The organism is Myroides sp. NP-2, from assembly GCF_014145665.1.
Taxonomy (GTDB): Bacteria; Bacteroidota; Bacteroidia; order Flavobacteriales; family Flavobacteriaceae; genus Flavobacterium.
Genome location: NZ_JACHTD010000005.1, coordinates 180,734 through 196,687, shown reverse-complemented (window position 1 = coordinate 196,687; position 15,954 = coordinate 180,734). Strand labels below are relative to the sequence as shown.

Sequence of the window (15,954 nt, the reverse complement as noted above, 5' to 3'; positions counted from 1 at the left end):
AAAAATCAGAAGAGAAAAATCAGAAGAGAAAAATCAGAAGAGAAAAATCAGAAGAGAAAAATCAGAAGAGAAAAATCAGAAGAGAAAAATCAGAAGAGAAAAATCAGAAGAGAAAAATCAGAAGAGAAAAATTAGAAGAGAAAAATTAGAAGAGAAAAATTAGAAGAGAAAAATTAGAGCAAACAGATATATTTTTTAGTCTACTCTTAATTATATTTTCGTTATGTAGTAAAATATTTATTTACATATAAGTATATAACTAAATAGTGTATGCTAAAAATATGTTTAGCTTATGGTGTTTTTTCTATCGAGGTTTATAAGTTGTAAAAGTGCCGTCTTTGTAAAAAACAACAATTTGTTCTATGTCTGAAGAAGTAAAAAAATCGGGTATACTTCTCGTTGAATTTGTTTCTTTTTTACTCTCGATTACAGGTGTGGATAGAGGGGGAGTGTCGACTTTATTTTGCACTTCTTCCGAAAATAAATCCGCCGATGTAAGAGGAGAAACTTCCTTTTTTTCTTCCCCAGAAAAGGTGCCATTTCCCTTAATTAACCATTCGATATGTAGGGCTGGAAAAGCGTCGTTTATCTTCAAAATAAAATCCAAACTCGCCTTGTTTCGACCTGATAGAATATGAGATAAACTCGAGCGCTGAACGCCAATTTTATCTGCAAATGCAGAGGCAGATAGTTCGTAATGCTCTAATAAAAATTCCAATCTGTTTACAAAATTCTCCATGGATACAAATGTGTATTTTTAAATTAAATGGTTTACAAATGTAATTAAAAAAATGAATTAACAAATGTGTACACAATTAAAAAAAGAACATAATGTTGTATTATATGTTTAAGTAAAGTTATTTAACCGATTGATAATTAGTGGATAATATTTATTTTAATTTATTTGTTAAATCTTCTAGTGTTCCTTTGTTGGGAAAGGGTAAATTTTGTTGACAAATGTAAAACAGAAAAAACATTTCAATGTTTACATTTGTAAAAAATGAAATGTTTACATTTGTAATATTGTAAACAAAGGGATAAAATGAACGAACAACACCTAGCAAAGACTTATCAGGTTAAGACCTGTAAAGGCAGGTATATAACCAACGAAAAAATAGAACAATTCTTAACCAACTTAAAGCATTACTTTAAGATTGAGGTAGTCGGGAAATCAGTTGAAAATCGCCCTATATTTTCAGTTGAGTTTGGCTGTGGAAAAACTAAAATTTTGATGTGGTCTCAGATGCACGGAAATGAATCGACTACGACAAAAGCCGTGTTGGATTTGCTGCATTATCTCAACGAATTAACAGCAGAAGAAGTGACCGATTGGCAAGCGAAATTCACGCTGACGATCCTGCCAATTTTAAATCCTGATGGTGCTTTTTACTACACAAGAGCCAATGCAAATCAAGTTGATTTGAATCGAGATTCCGTGGAGTTGACTCAACCTGAAAGTAAAGTATTGCGTCGTATGTTAGAGGAAATTCAACCTGACTTCGCCTTTAATTTACACGACCAACGCAGTATTTTTGGTGTAGGTGACACAGGTAAAGCGGCGGCAATTTCATTTTTAGCGCCTGCTTTTAATGAAGAACGAACAATTAATGAGACGCGAAAAAGGGCTATACAGATCATCGAGGCGATGAATGAAGCGGTTCAAAAAGTAGCCCCAGGACACGTAGGTCGATTTGATGATTCCTTTAATAGGAACTGTATTGGTGACTATGCACAAGCAATGGGGATTCCTACTATATTAATAGAGGCAGGACATTTAGGTACAGATTACCAGCGCGAAAATACACGTGAACTAACTTGTATCAGTCTCTTGCGTGCTCTACATACTATCGCAAATCATACCTATAGTACCTACTCAATGCAAAGCTATTTTTCTCTTCCTGAGAATACAAAGAGCTTTAACGATGTCGAATTGCGAAGTGTCGTAAACGCCTCTTCTACAAGAAAATTTATACTGAAAATTCAATATAAAGAGATATTATCGGAGGGAAATGTTAAATTTTGCCCCATTATTGTGCATATTGATGAAAAAGAAAGTAAATTTGTGCATACTTTAATAGAAAAGGAGTGTCAGTTAAAATCTTTATTTGAACAAACGGACGATATTTTGGAGCAGAATTTTGAGGATGTTGTAGCGTTATCAGTTGAAGAGGTTAATTATTTATTAAAAAAATAGATAAAATTGCTATTTTTTGAATAAATAAGATTTTTTTTTATTATTATTGTACTGAAATATAGATTTAGAATTAACATAAATAATTGATTTATGAGTAAGTTTCGTTTAGATGAAATCGACCACCAGATCTTAGATATGCTGATCGATAATACGAGAGTGCCTTTTACAGATATCGCTAAGAAATTATTAATTTCAGCAGGTACAGTTCACGTACGTGTGAAGAAAATGGAAGACGCTGGAATTATCCAAGGTTCGTCATTAACATTAGATTATGAAAAATTAGGTTATGCATTCATTGCGTATATCGGAATATTTTTACATAATACCTCTCAAACTAAATTCGTTTTAGAGCGTATTAATGAAATTCCATACGTGACAGTGGCTCACGTAACAACTGGTAAGTTCAACGTATTCTGTAAAATTAGAGCGAAAAACACACGTCATGCTAAAGAGGTAATCTACATGATTGACGATATCGATGGTGTATACAGAACAGAATCAATGATTTCTCTAGAAGAGAGTATCAACGATAAAAAACGATTAATGCATACAATTTTTAAAGAATTATAATCAATTTTTTTAAAAAAGCAAATGAATAAAAAACTGCCTTTGTGCAGTTTTTTTTTATATTCGTTGCTGATATATTTAAAAAAAATGGATTCGTTAACTCAAATTGTCTTAGGGGGAGCAGTTGGGAACGCTTTATTAGGGAGAAAGTTAAAAAACAAAGCTGTTCTCTACGGCGCTATAGCTGGAACGATTCCAGATCTGGACGTCTTAGCTGTGTTTTTTACTGATCCTATCAGTGCGCTGGAGTTTCATCGTGGTCTTACTCACTCTATTTTATTCGCCATCTTTGGCGCTTTCTTTTTCGGTTACCTGCTTTACGCATTGGAAAAAAAACGGGGAGTAACCTATGAAGAGAGCTGTTGGTTCTTCTTTTGGGGGCTTTTTACTCACGCTTTATTGGATGTCTTTACAACCTGGGGTACTCGCGTACTTTGGCCTATGGAGTATCCTTTTGCCTTTAAATCAATCTTCGTTGTTGATCCTCTGTATACCCTGCCTTTTGCCTTTTTTCTACTCTGGTCCATGAGAGAAAAAATAGACCTCGATAGACGAATGCGTCTCAATCGTTGGGGACTCTATTGCAGCAGCGCCTATTTGGGCCTTACTCTGCTACTAAAAGCGCTTGCCTTTTATAGTTTTACCGAAGCCCTAGATCAACAACATACCTCGTATAAAGCCATGTCTGTAAAACCTACTGCGCTAAATACTATCTTGTGGACTGCTATTGTTGAAACTGATGACGCTTTCCTCATTGGAGAATATTCTTTTTTTAGCGAAGAACCTATTGTGTTTCAAACCTATCCTAAAAATCATCACTTGATCGGAGGACTTGAAAAACACGATCTTATTATGCGATTAGTTCATATCTCAGAAGGTTATTATACGTTTACTGAAAAAAACAACGATTTTTACTTTAATGATCTGCGCTTTGGTGTGCTGCGCGAGCAAGGAGACGAGGTGCAATTTGCATTTAGTTATAAATTCTATATAGATGAAGAGGGCGAATTGAGAGTAAAAGAAGTTGAGAAAGACAAAAGAGACGGAGTGAAGTTGTTGAAATCTATTTGGCGAAAGATTTGGGGATTGAAAGAAGATTAAGGGAAGAATACTTATATTTGAAAAAAAAAGAAGATGAAGATTGTTGTGTCACCTGCCAAGAGCTTGGATTATACTACAGAAGTACCTTTTACAGCTACCACAGAACCTTTATTTAGTAAAGAAAGTAAGCTTATCAATGCCGTATTAAAAGAGAAAACACCTGCTGAATTGATGGAATTGATGAAAATTTCAGCTAATCTTGCAGACTTGAATTGGCAAAGAAACCAGTCGAGAAGTTATAAGAAAAACAAAAAGAACGAAGCGGATTTTAAACAAGCCGTATTCGCTTTTAGCGGAGATGTATATGTTGGTCTTGATGCTTATACTTTAAAGGAGGATAAAATGGAACGCCTCCAAAATACACTGCGTATCTTGTCTGGTTTATACGGTATTTTACGCCCTTTTGACGAAATAGAACCCTATCGATTAGAAATGGGAACAAAAATGCCGGTTGGCGATAAAGCAAATCTATACGCTTTTTGGAAACCTATTCTCGTCGATTACCTCAATAAAGAAATGAAAGAAGGGGAGTTGTTGGTTAATTTAGCCAGTAACGAATACTTTAGTGCTATTGACCAAAAGAAATTAAAAGCGAAGCTGATCGTACCTGAATTTAAAGAATTGAGAGATGGCAAGCTGAAGGTTATTAGTTTTTACGCAAAAAAAGCTAGGGGTATGATGGTGCGTTATATCATAGATAACGATATTAAAGATTTGGAAGGGTTGAAAAAGTTTAATCTCGACGGATATGCCTGGAGTGAAGAGGAGTCTACAGCAACCCAAATCGTGTTTACTAGATAATAAATAAAAGAATATAGCCAATAAAATTATGGAAACAGTACATTATATAAGTTCAGATGTATTTACAATTGAGAAGTTAAATGAGATTATTACCCAAAACCAAAAGTTGGATATCTCAGAAGAGGCTCGTGCTAATATTGTCAATTGTCGTGCTTATTTGGACAATAAAATGGAAACGCATAAAGATCCAATTTATGGAATCAATACGGGATTTGGGTCATTGTGCAATGTAAAAATTAACGACAGTGATCTAACGAAGTTACAAGAGAATCTAATGAAATCTCACGCTTGTGGAACAGGAGAAATTGTTCCAGATGAGATTGTGAAAATCATGTTGTTGTTGAAGGTAAAATCATTGAGTTACGGAAACTCTGGGGTTCAATTAGAAACCGTAGAGCGCTTAGTGGATTTCTTTAATCACGACATTTTACCAGTAGTATACACCCAAGGTTCATTAGGTGCATCTGGAGATTTAGCGCCTTTAGCACACTTAACGTTGCCGTTAATTGGAGAGGGTGAAGTGATGTACGAAGGATTTAGACAACCGGCAAGCAAGGTGTTGGAGAAAATGGGATGGGCGCCAATACAGCTAAAATCAAAAGAAGGTTTAGCCTTGTTGAACGGAACGCAATTTATGAGCGCATACGGATGTTATGTGTTGATAAAAGCAAAGAAAATGTCTTATTTAGCAGATTTAATTGGGGCAGTATCTTTGGAGGGGTTTGATGGAAGAATCGAGCCATTTAATGAGTTGATTCACCATGTAAGACCGCACCGCGGACAAATTGAAACGGCTGCTTTCTTTACTGAAGTGCTAGAGGGTTCTGAGTTAATTGGCCGTCATAAAGAACACGTACAAGATCCTTATTCTTTTAGATGTATTCCGCAAGTACACGGTGCGTCAAAAGATGCGATTGAGTATGTAAGCAAAGTATTCAAAACAGAAATCAATTCTGTGACCGATAATCCCAATGTCTTCTACAAAGAAGATCTAGTGGTGTCTGGAGGAAATTTCCACGGACAGCCTTTGGCGTTGGCTTTCGACTTTTTAGGAATCGCTTTAGCCGAATTGGGGAACATCTCAGAAAGACGTACCTATCAGTTGATCTCTGGTTTGAGAGCATTGCCTGCTTTCTTAGTGTCAAATCCAGGTCTGAACTCAGGTTTTATGATCCCGCAATACACAGCAGCAAGTATCGTTAGTCAAAATAAGCACTTGGCGAATCCAACAAGTACAGATAGTATTGTGTCTAGTAATGGACAAGAAGATCACGTGAGCATGGGAGCCAATGGTGCAACTAAAACACTGCGTATTATCGATAACTTAGAGCGTATTTTGGCTATTGAGTTGTTGAATGCTGCTCAAGCTTTAGAATTTAGACGTCCAGCTAAATCAAGTGATTTTATCGAATCATTTGTTAAATCATATCGACAAGAAGTGCCTTTTGTATCAGAAGACCGCATTTTGCATTATGATATTGAAAAAACTATTGCGTTTTTAGGGAGTTTTCAAATCGATTTAGAAGAATAATCTCGCATTTTTAAAACCGTTGATATAAAAGCTACATCTTTTTTTGAAAAAGAGATGTAGCTTTTTATTATATTGCTATCTTTGTTTCACCTAGTACAAAATAATTTATCATCGTTGATTACAAGTAATAAATTAAAAATACTGAATGATCCTATTTATGGATTTATTTCTATTCCCAATTCATTCGTTTATGATTTGATCGAGCATCCTTATTTTCAAAGATTAAGGAGGATTTCTCAAATGGGGGTTTCTTATTTAGTCTATCCCGGAGCTCATCATACGCGATTTCACCATGCATTAGGGTGTATGCATCTCATGCAAAAAGCAGTCCAAGTACTTCGCTTTAAAAGCATCGCTATTTCGGAGGAGGAAGAAACAGCACTATATGTAGCTATCTTGCTACACGATATAGGGCATGGTCCTTTTTCACATGCGATGGAAGAAAGTATTGTGGAGGGCGTACATCACGAAGCCATTTCCCTTTATTTTATGCACCAACTCAATAAAGCGTTTAAGGGAAAACTAGACCTAGCTATTCAAATTTTCAAAGGAGAATATCATCGCCAATTTATGTTGCAATTGATTTCAAGTCAGTTGGACATGGATCGTATGGACTATTTAAAACGAGATAGTTTCTACAGCGGTGTAGCAGAAGGAGATATCAACTCTGAACGATTAATTCAAATGCTAAACGTCGTGGATGACCAATTGGTTGTAGAGGAAAAGGGAATCTATTCGGTAGAGATGTTTTTGGTGGGACGTCGTTTAATGTATTGGCAAGCTTACTTGCACAAAACAAGCGTTTGTGCTGAATTAATTCTTGTGCGTATCCTAAAAAGAGCTAAAGAACTCGTTAGTAAAGGAAAAAAAATATGGGGTAGTAGTGCCCTTTTGTTTTTTCTGGAACACCAAGGTGTTTTTGACGATTTTGAGCAAACCGCCTTAGAACAATTTGCTTTACTAGATGATTCCGATATTGTTAGCGCTTTAAAGGAATGGCAGTTTCACGATGATTTTGTCTTGTCTCAATTGAGCAAGATGATTGTCAACCGAAAATTGTTGCGCATCGAAATACTAGAGGATAAGAAATTAGTGCAAGAAAAGCTAAAAGAACGATTAGAAGACGTTCAGCTAAAATATAAGCTATCTGCTGAATTAGCTAGCTACTTTGTGTTTAAAGGAAAGGTTAAGAATCAGGCTTATAGCAAAGATAAAGAACCGATTATGATAGTGAGAAAAGATGGACAAGTTGCAGATGTTTTGTCTGTTTCAGATCAATTAAATCTCAAAGCATTAACCAAACCGGTAACAAAGCATTTCGTTTGTTACCCAAAATTCGTTTTTGAAAGTTAATTTTCAATTATATTTTATATTTTTGCGGTAATGAAAATAACAGCAGAACAAATAGCGTCAGTATTAGGAGGAGAAGTTGTAGGGAATCCTCAAGAAGAGGTATCTACCTTAGCCAAGATTGAAGAAGGAGCAAAAGGCGCCATCTCTTTTTTAGCTAACCCTAAATACGTCCACCATATATATACGACCAAGGCATCGGTTGTCATTGTGAACAAAACGTTTGAACCCGAGCATAAAGTGGAGGCAACATTAATTAAAGTTGATGATGCGTATAAAGCCTTTTCCAAACTCTTGGAATACTACAATCAAGTCAAATTAATGAAGTCGGGAATCGAACAACCTAGTGTGATTTCTGAAGGAGCTACATATGGTACAGATTTGTATCTAGGTAGCTTTTGTTATGTAGGGAAAAATACCAAGATTGGAGATAATGTAAAAATTTACCCCAATACTTTTATCGGTGATAACGTGGTAATCGGTGATAATACCGTGCTTTTTGCAGGTGTTCGCGTATATTCTGAATCGATCATCGGAGCAGGCTGTACCTTGCATGCGGGTACGATTATCGGATCGGATGGCTTCGGTTTTGCCCCTAATGGCGATGGAACCTATAGTAAAGTGCCGCAAATTGGAAATGTAATCATAGAAGATAACGTCGAAATCGGTGCCGCAACAACAATTGATCGCGCGACCTTGGGATCAACTATTATCCGAAAAGGTGTTAAATTAGACAACCAAATCCAAATTGCACATAATGTGGAAATTGGTGAGAATACAGTTATTGCTTCTCAAACAGGTGTAGCAGGGTCAACGAAAATTGGCAAAAACTGCATGATCGGTGGACAAGTTGGTATAGTAGGTCACCTGACTATTGGCGACAATGTTAAGATACAAGCCCAATCAGGCGTAACAAAGAATTTAGAATCCAATATTGCCGTACAAGGTTCTCCAGCGATCGGACATACGGATTTCTTAAAATCTTACAGCCACTTTAGAAACCTACCGAAAATCGTAGATGACCTAGAAGAGCTAAAAAACGGAAAATAATAACCTATCGAAATACAAAAAGATTTTATTATGGTTAAGCAAAAAACCATCCAAAGTGAAGTTACCTTAGAAGGAGTTGGACTACATACAGGACAAAATGTTGTTATGACATTAAAACCTGCGCCAATTAACAATGGGTTTACTTTTGTTAGAGTGGATTTAGAAGGGCATCCTGTGATTGAAGCAGATGCAAACTATGTTGTTAATACACAGCGCGGTACAAACCTAGAAAAAAAGGGCGTACGCGTGCAAACAACGGAACATGTACTTGCAGCTTTTGTGGGGTGCGATCTTGATAACGTAATTGTCGAGTTAAATGCATCTGAACCACCTATTATGGATGGATCTTCCAAGTATTTTGTTGAAGCTGTTGAAAAAGCAGGTATTGTTGAACAAGACGCAGAAAGAGATGAATACATCGTCAAAGAAGTAATCTCTTATGTTGATGAAGCAACAGGTAGTGAAATCATCGTAATGCCAGCAGATAGTTACCAAGTTACCGCTATGGTTGACTTTGGAACAAAGGTTTTGGGAACACAAAACGCTACGTTAAAAGACCTAAATGACTTTAAGGTAGAGATCTCTGAAGCGCGTACATTTAGTTTCTTACACGAATTAGAAGCCTTGTTAGCCAATGGACTAATTAAGGGCGGAGACTTAAATAACGCTATTGTTTATGTGGATAAAGAAATATCTCCAGAAACAATGGGGCATTTAAAAAAGGCTTTTGGTAAAGATGAAATCAGCGTAAAACCCAATGGTGTTTTAGATAATCTGACGCTTCACTATCCAAACGAAGCCGCTAGACATAAATTGTTAGACGTAATTGGTGATTTGGCCTTAATCGGTACTCGTATTCGAGGAAAGGTAATCGCAAACAAACCAGGACACGCAATAAATACGGGATTCGCAAAGAAAATGTCCAAAATTATCCGCAACGAAAAACGAAATCAAGTTCCTACGTATGACCTACATAAAGAACCGTTGATGGATATTGTGAAGATTATGGAGTTTTTACCCCATAGACCGCCTTTCTTATTAGTGGATAAAATCTTAGAAATGTCCGAAAATCACGTGGTAGGATTGAAAAATGTAACCATGAATGAGTCTTTCTTTGTTGGACATTTCCCAGGTGCTCCTGTTATGCCAGGGGTATTGATTTGTGAAGCTATGGCACAATCAGGTGGTATCCTGATCTTGAGTACGGTTCCAGATCCAGAAAATTACTTGACCTATTTTATGAAAATGGACAATGTCAAGTTTAAAAACAAAGTAGCACCTGGTGATACCTTGGTGTTTAAATTAGAATTAATTACGCCTATCCGTCGAGGAATATGTCATATGCAAGGTTATGCCTATGCTAATGGTAAATTAGTAGCTGAGGCTGAGCTGATGGCTCAAATATCAAAAGTTAAAAATTAAATATAAATAGTATGAATCAGCCTTTAGCCTATGTTCATCCAGGAGCAAAAATAGCTAGAAATGTCGTAATAGAGCCATTTACTACGATTCATAATAATGTGGAAATCGGTGAGGGAACTTGGATTGGTTCTAACGTTACCATCATGGAAGGTGCGCGTATCGGAAGAAATTGTAAAATTTTTCCTGGTGCCGTTATTTCAGCTGAACCACAAGATTTAAAATTTGAAGGTGAAATTACTACTGTTGAAATCGGTGATAACACAACCATTCGCGAGTGTGTAACGATCAATAGAGGTACAAAAGATAGATATAAAACAGTGATTGGAGAAAATTGTTTAATCCAGGCTTATAGTCATATCGCACATGACTGTATCATCGGAAATAACTGTATCTTCTCTAACTCTAGTACATTGGCAGGACACGTTACTGTAGGGGATTATGTGGTACTAGCTGGTTTAGTAGCTGTACATCAATTCTGTACCATTGGGTCCCATTCTTTTGTTACTGGTGGTACATTGGTTCGCAAAGACGTTCCTCCTTATATCAAAGCAGCAAGAGAGCCTATTTCTTACGCAGGTATCAACTCAGTTGGATTGCGCAGAAGAGGGTATGAACCTGAGAAAATCAGAGAAATACAAGAAATTTATAGAATTTTATTTCAAAAGAACTATAATACAAGTCAAGCACTAGAAATTATAGAAACAGAAATGGAAGCAACTCCAGAACGAGATGAAATCCTTATGTTCGTACGCAATAGTTCAAGAGGAATTATGCGTGGGTATTCAGGAATGTATTAATAATATAATAAAAGATTTAAAAAATGGCAACAACTTCAGATATCAGAAATGGTTTGTGTATTCGTCATAACAACGATATTTATAAAATCACAGAGTTTTTACACGTAAAACCAGGAAAAGGACCTGCATTTGTTAGAACTAAAATGAAGAGTTTAACAACAGGAAGAGTATTGGAAAATACGTTTTCGGCTGGACATAAAATTGACCCAGTTCGCGTGGAAACACATAAATTCCAATATTTATACCCAGAAGGTGATCAGTTTCACTTCATGAACGTTGAGTCTTACGAGCAAATTACCTTGTTAAAAGATATTTTGGACGCTCCAGAATTATTGAAAGAAGGAGAAATGGTAATGGTGCAGATTAATACTGAAACCGATATGCCATTAGCAGTTGATATGCCTGCTTCTGTTATCTTAGAAGTAACCTATGCAGAGCCTGGAGTAAAAGGAAATACAGCGACTAACGCTACAAAACCAGCTACGGTTGAAACTGGAGCTTCTGTAAACGTGCCTTTATTTATCAACGAAGGAGATAAAATCAAAATTGATACGGCTACAGGATCTTACATCGAACGTATCAAAGAATAGGGGTAGATAGAAGATGCGTTTTTCAAAAGTTCAACATTTAGAAACGATAGCTGAAATTATCGGTTGTCAATACGTAGGATCTGCGGATTTTCCTGTGTACGGAATGAATGAAATTCACGTCGTACAAGAAGGAGAAATCGTATTTGTGGATCACCCTAAATACTATGACAAAGCCTTACAATCGAATGCTTCTATCATCCTTATTAATAAAGATGTTGAATGCCCAGAAGGAAAAGCTTTGTTGATTTCTGACGATCCTTTTAGAGATTTTAATAAGCTGTCAACTTATTTTAATCCCTTTAAACCTGCAACTCAATTACAAGCTAAAGATGCAGTAATAGGAGAGGGGACTATCATTCAGCCAGGAACATTTATTGGTAACAATGTTGTGATTGGTTCGAATTGTGTAATCCATCCTAATGTTGTCATCTATGACGGTACAGTGATCGGCAACAATGTTGTCATTCACGCCGGAACTATCTTAGGAGCCGATGCTTTTTACTACAAAAAGAGACCAGAAGGATTCGATCCTTTAATCTCTTGTGGTCGAGTGGTTATTGAAGATAATGTAGGAATTGGTGCAGCATGTACAATTGACCGTGGTGTTACAGGAGATACTACCATCAAAGAAGGAGCTAAAATTGACAATCAAGTGCATATAGGACACGATACCGTTATTGGGGTACGTTGTTTAATTGCCGCACAAGTAGGAATCGCTGGTTGTGTTGTGATTGAAGATGAAGTAACGCTTTGGGGGCAAGTAGGAACTACGAGTGGAATTACCATTGGTACAAAAGCAGTTGTTTTAGCGCAATCCGGTGTTTCTAAGAGCTTAGAAGGAGGAAAAGTCTATTTTGGTTATCCTGCAGAAGAGTCAAGAGAAAAACTAAAACAAATGGCTAATACCAAGAGAATACCTGCCATTCTAGAAGAGCTGAAAAAAATACAGAACAACTAGACACCGTACAGGTAAAAGAATAGATAATTAATCGTTAATTGTTAGGCTTATTTGACTAAGATTGCAACTAAAAAGTTTTAAAGCTGATTAGAATTGTTTATTTTTGTCTAAGTAAGTTTTAAAAATAAATTAAAAACAAGATCATGAGTGTTTTAGTAAATAAAGATTCAAAAATAATCGTTCAAGGATTTACTGGAAGCGAAGGTACTTTTCATGCTTCTCAGATGATTGAATATGGAACAAATGTTGTAGGTGGTGTAACGCCAGGAAAAGGTGGAACTAGTCATTTAGATCGTCCAGTATTCAATACTGTTTCAGAAGCAGTTGAAAAAGCTGGTGCAGATACGTCAATCATTTTTGTACCGCCTGCATTTGCTGCAGATGCTATTATGGAAGCTGCAGACGCGGGTATCAAAGTAATCATTTGTATTACAGAAGGTATTCCAGTTGCGGATATGATTAAAGCTTATGACTACATTAAAACAAGAGATTGTAGATTAGTAGGACCAAACTGTCCTGGAGTAATCACACCAGGTGAAGCTAAAGTTGGTATTATGCCAGGATTCGTATTCAAAAAAGGAACGGTTGGAATTGTTTCTAAATCAGGTACTTTAACTTACGAAGCTGCAGACCAAGTAGTAAAAGAAGGTTTAGGAATTACAACAGCAATCGGTATTGGTGGAGATCCAATCATTGGAACAACAACAAAAGAAGCAGTTCAGTTGTTAATGGCTGACCCAGAAACGGAAGCAATCATTATGATTGGTGAAATTGGAGGACAGTTAGAAGCTGATGCTGCAAGATGGATTAAAGAAAACGGAAACAAAAAACCAGTTATCGGATTCATCGCTGGAGAAACTGCACCTAAAGGAAGAACAATGGGACACGCAGGTGCTATTGTTGGTGGAGCAGACGATACAGCAGCAGCTAAGAAAAGAATCATGAGTGAGTGCGGTATTCACGTGGTTGATTCACCAGCTGAAATTGGTAAAAAAGTAAAAGAAGTTTTAGGATAATAAAAAAACCACATCTACAGATGTGGTTTTTTTTTACGGTTAACTAGGATCGTAACTAAAAAAAGCTGTCGAAAGACAGCTTTTTTTATTATCTCAATTGAGCTCCAATATTATTTTCTAATTGGTATTGGATTTTACCCATAATCTTCTCAATTTGGCTTTCAGTAAGCGTTTTTGTACTGTCTTCCATTAAGATTGAGATGGCATAGGACTTTTTACCTGCTTCAATTTTATCCCCTTGGTAAACGTCAAATAGGGTAACATCTTTAATGATGGCTTTGTCTACTTGTTTTACGATAGTGAAGATTTCGTCAAAAGTAACCTGTTCGTCCAATAACAAGGCGTAATCTCTTTTTACTGTAGGGAATTTGTTCAGGTCTGTGAACTTGATCTTGCCACTTACTAATTTTAAGATAGCATCCCATTTGAAGTCAGCATAAGCCACCTCTTGTTTAATGTCAAAATGCTTTGTAATAGCCTTTTTAAGCACACCAAAATCAACAATTGCCTCTTTGCCTACGTAGTAAGTAATTCCTTCTGAAAACACGTCATTTTCCGTTGGTTGCGTTGTGAATTTTCCAATGCCTAAACGATTTAAGATACTTAATACATATCCTTTAAATTCAAAGAAGTTGCTTGCTTTTTGTGTTGCGTTCCAAGATGCAGGTGTGCTGTTTCCTGTTACGAATAAAGCGAAGTGTTTGTCTTCTTCGAAGTTATTCAACATTTTGTGGTATGTTTTTCCAAATTCAAATAGACGCAAATCACTGTTCTTTCTATTGATGTTGTATGAGATAGACTCTAATCCACCGAATAGTAAAGATTGTCTCATGACAGCAAGATCAGCACTTAATGGATTGACAATATCCACTTGATAACTGTTGTTGATGCTTTCTGTAAGTGCGCTATACGTTGGCGTAGTCAACGAGTTGTTCATGATTTCATAGAATCCTTGAGCTACTAATTGATTGGCGATAATGTTTTGTACGCGGTGATCTTCTGTTCTGGAGCTATTTGAAATAGTCGCATTTAACTTAGAAGAGAAGCTAATGTTGTTGTAACCGTAAACGCGCAAGATTTCCTCAATCACGTCAATTTCTCTGGTTACATCTGCGCGATACGCAGGTACAGTAATACCTAATCCAACATCAGACATGCTGTGAACTTTAATATCTAAAGAAACCAAAATTGTTTTGATTGTCTCTTTTGAAATGGCCTCACCCAAAATGCGGTTGATGTTGTTGAAATTCAAGAATACAGAGTGATCTTCTACTTTTTTCGGGTAGAGGTCAACAATATCTGAAGTGATTTCACCACCAGCAACACTTTGAATCAACAAAGCAGCGTGTTTTAGTGCATATTCGGTAATAGATGGATCAATTCCTCGTTCAAAACGGAAAGAAGAATCGGTATTCAAGCTATGTCTTTTTGCTGTTTTTCTTACACTTACGGGGTTAAAGTAAGCACTTTCTAAGAAAATAGTTGTTGTGTTTTCTGATACGGCTGATTTTAATCCACCGAATACACCAGCGATACACATTGGCCCATTTTCGTCACAGATCATTAGATCGTCTTGGTGTAAAGTGCGTTCAACGCCGTCTAAAGTAACGAATTTCGTTCCTTCTTCTACGGTTTTAACGATGACTTTACCTCCTTTTATTTTAGCTGCGTCAAAAGCGTGTAGGGGTTGCCCTAAATCGTGTAGCACGTAATTTGTAACGTCTACGATATTGTTTTTAGGGGTGATGCCGATTGCTTTCAAGCGGTTCTGTAACCATTCAGGAGAAGTTTTTACTTCAATTCCAGAGATAGTTACTCCACAATAACGCGGTGCTTTTTTATAATCTTCAACGCTTACATCCATTTTAAGCGTTCTTCTTTCCACTTTGAATTTGCTTACAGCAGGTGTAATTAATTCTTTGTGTGGGGTTTCTATTTTAGGGTTTTGCAATAAACCTGCGCGCAGATCTCGAGCTACTCCCCAGTGGCTCATAGCATCCGAACGGTTTGGTGTAAGTCCAATTTCAAAAACCTGATCGGTTGTAATATCGAAAATAGTTGCCGCAGCTGTTCCAGGAACCACAGATTCATCGAGTACCAAAATACCACTTCCGTCTGTGCCTATACCTAGTTCAACAGCAGAACAAATCATTCCAAAGCTCTCTTCGCCTCTGATTTTACCCTTTTTAATTTGAAATGCATTTCCTTCGGCATCGTACAATTCTGTGCCAATTGTTGCAACTGCTACTTTTTGTCCAGCAGCTACGTTTGGAGCGCCACAAACAATTTGTACAGGTTCCCCCGTTCCTAAATCGACTTTTGTAACATTTAATTTATCTGCATTGGGGTGTTTAGTGCAAGATAATACATGTCCTACAACAACTCCTCTTAAACCTCCTTTTAGACTTTCGTATTGAGTAATTCCCTCAACTTCAAGACCTAAATCCGTTAAAACCTCTGAGGTTTCTTCTGGGGTGATGTCTAACTTAATGAATTGTTTTAACCAATTGTATGAAATATGCATTCGAAAATAATTTTGTTGTAGGCAAATATACGGATTGCCTGAGTTTAAGTAAA

At 36.6% G+C, this 15,954-nt stretch carries 14 protein-coding genes; 12 read left to right on the top strand and 2 right to left on the bottom strand.

The window, feature by feature from the left end:
* Positions 1-304: 304 nt before the first annotated feature.
* Positions 305-739, bottom strand: coding sequence for a helix-turn-helix transcriptional regulator (locus H4K35_RS07215; RefSeq protein ID WP_182626707.1), 435 nt, complete (start codon positions 737-739; stop codon positions 305-307).
* A 303-nt stretch (positions 740-1,042) separates the two neighbouring features.
* On the opposite strand from H4K35_RS07215, the gene H4K35_RS07210 reads away from it, so the two are divergent.
* The 12 genes from H4K35_RS07210 (at position 1,043) to sucD (ending at position 13,377) form a co-directional block, all read left to right on the top strand.
* On the top strand, positions 1,043-2,194 hold the full coding sequence (locus tag H4K35_RS07210) for a M14 metallopeptidase family protein (RefSeq protein ID WP_182626706.1): 1,152 nt from the start codon (positions 1,043-1,045) through the stop codon (positions 2,192-2,194).
* A 90-nt stretch (positions 2,195-2,284) separates the two neighbouring features.
* Positions 2,285-2,764, top strand: a complete 480-nt coding sequence (locus H4K35_RS07205; RefSeq protein WP_002985664.1) for an Lrp/AsnC family transcriptional regulator — start codon at positions 2,285-2,287, stop codon at positions 2,762-2,764.
* Positions 2,765-2,848: 84 nt separating this feature from the next.
* Complete coding sequence (locus tag H4K35_RS07200; protein ID WP_182626705.1) at positions 2,849-3,862, top strand: metal-dependent hydrolase; 1,014 nt, start codon at positions 2,849-2,851, stop codon at positions 3,860-3,862.
* Positions 3,863-3,895: 33 nt separating this feature from the next.
* Positions 3,896-4,663 carry a peroxide stress protein YaaA gene (gene yaaA, locus H4K35_RS07195; RefSeq protein WP_182626704.1) on the top strand — a complete coding sequence of 256 codons (768 nt, stop codon included), beginning with the start codon at positions 3,896-3,898 and terminating at the stop codon, positions 4,661-4,663.
* A 28-nt stretch (positions 4,664-4,691) separates the two neighbouring features.
* Positions 4,692-6,194 (top strand): histidine ammonia-lyase, encoded by a 1,503-nt coding sequence (gene hutH / locus H4K35_RS07190; protein WP_182626703.1) that lies wholly within the window; start codon positions 4,692-4,694, stop codon positions 6,192-6,194.
* Positions 6,195-6,308: 114 nt separating this feature from the next.
* Positions 6,309-7,547, top strand: coding sequence for an HD domain-containing protein (locus tag H4K35_RS07185; RefSeq protein WP_182626702.1), 1,239 nt, complete (start codon positions 6,309-6,311; stop codon positions 7,545-7,547).
* A gap of 30 nt (positions 7,548-7,577) precedes the next feature.
* The gene (gene lpxD / locus H4K35_RS07180; protein WP_182626701.1) at positions 7,578-8,594 is read left to right on the top strand and encodes a UDP-3-O-(3-hydroxymyristoyl)glucosamine N-acyltransferase; all 1,017 of its coding nucleotides are present in this window, start codon (positions 7,578-7,580) and stop codon (positions 8,592-8,594) included.
* Positions 8,595-8,624: 30 nt separating this feature from the next.
* A complete protein-coding gene (locus H4K35_RS07175) occupies positions 8,625-10,016 on the top strand; it encodes a bifunctional UDP-3-O-[3-hydroxymyristoyl] N-acetylglucosamine deacetylase/3-hydroxyacyl-ACP dehydratase (protein ID WP_182626700.1) in 1,392 nt (463 codons plus the stop codon).
* An 11-nt stretch (positions 10,017-10,027) separates the two neighbouring features.
* The gene (gene lpxA, locus H4K35_RS07170; protein WP_182626699.1) at positions 10,028-10,813 is read left to right on the top strand and encodes an acyl-ACP--UDP-N-acetylglucosamine O-acyltransferase; all 786 of its coding nucleotides are present in this window, start codon (positions 10,028-10,030) and stop codon (positions 10,811-10,813) included.
* Positions 10,814-10,836: 23 nt separating this feature from the next.
* Entirely contained in the window at positions 10,837-11,403 is a 567-nt protein-coding gene (gene efp / locus H4K35_RS07165) for an elongation factor P (protein ID WP_182626698.1), read from the top strand.
* 13 nt (positions 11,404-11,416) lie between these two features.
* Positions 11,417-12,361, top strand: coding sequence for a UDP-3-O-(3-hydroxymyristoyl)glucosamine N-acyltransferase (locus H4K35_RS07160; RefSeq protein WP_182626697.1), 945 nt, complete (start codon positions 11,417-11,419; stop codon positions 12,359-12,361).
* Positions 12,362-12,504: 143 nt separating this feature from the next.
* A complete protein-coding gene (gene sucD / locus H4K35_RS07155) occupies positions 12,505-13,377 on the top strand; it encodes a succinate--CoA ligase subunit alpha (protein ID WP_182626696.1) in 873 nt (290 codons plus the stop codon).
* Between the two features lie 88 nt (positions 13,378-13,465).
* Here the strand turns inward: sucD and pheT are convergent, their stop codons facing one another.
* Positions 13,466-15,901: a phenylalanine--tRNA ligase subunit beta gene (gene pheT, locus H4K35_RS07150; RefSeq protein WP_182626695.1), complete on the bottom strand. Its 2,436-nt coding sequence runs from the start codon at positions 15,899-15,901 to the stop codon at positions 13,466-13,468.
* Between the last annotated feature and the right edge of the window lie 53 nt (positions 15,902-15,954).

Bases quoted from the DNA above. Each gene is read 5' to 3' on its own strand.
- H4K35_RS07215 (WP_182626707.1), bottom strand. From the start codon at position 739: ATGGAGAATTTTGTAAACAGATTGGAATTTTTATTAGAGCATTACGAA.
- H4K35_RS07210 (WP_182626706.1), top strand. From the start codon at position 1,043: ATGAACGAACAACACCTAGCAAAGACTTATCAGGTTAAGACCTGTAAA.
- H4K35_RS07205 (WP_002985664.1), top strand. From the start codon at position 2,285: ATGAGTAAGTTTCGTTTAGATGAAATCGACCACCAGATCTTAGATATG.
- H4K35_RS07200 (WP_182626705.1), top strand. From the start codon at position 2,849: ATGGATTCGTTAACTCAAATTGTCTTAGGGGGAGCAGTTGGGAACGCT.
- yaaA (WP_182626704.1), top strand. From the start codon at position 3,896: ATGAAGATTGTTGTGTCACCTGCCAAGAGCTTGGATTATACTACAGAA.
- hutH (WP_182626703.1), top strand. From the start codon at position 4,692: ATGGAAACAGTACATTATATAAGTTCAGATGTATTTACAATTGAGAAG.
- lpxD (WP_182626701.1), top strand. From the start codon at position 7,578: ATGAAAATAACAGCAGAACAAATAGCGTCAGTATTAGGAGGAGAAGTT.
- H4K35_RS07175 (WP_182626700.1), top strand. From the start codon at position 8,625: ATGGTTAAGCAAAAAACCATCCAAAGTGAAGTTACCTTAGAAGGAGTT.
- lpxA (WP_182626699.1), top strand. From the start codon at position 10,028: ATGAATCAGCCTTTAGCCTATGTTCATCCAGGAGCAAAAATAGCTAGA.
- efp (WP_182626698.1), top strand. From the start codon at position 10,837: ATGGCAACAACTTCAGATATCAGAAATGGTTTGTGTATTCGTCATAAC.
- H4K35_RS07160 (WP_182626697.1), top strand. From the start codon at position 11,417: ATGCGTTTTTCAAAAGTTCAACATTTAGAAACGATAGCTGAAATTATC.
- sucD (WP_182626696.1), top strand. From the start codon at position 12,505: ATGAGTGTTTTAGTAAATAAAGATTCAAAAATAATCGTTCAAGGATTT.
- pheT (WP_182626695.1), bottom strand. From the start codon at position 15,901: ATGCATATTTCATACAATTGGTTAAAACAATTCATTAAGTTAGACATC.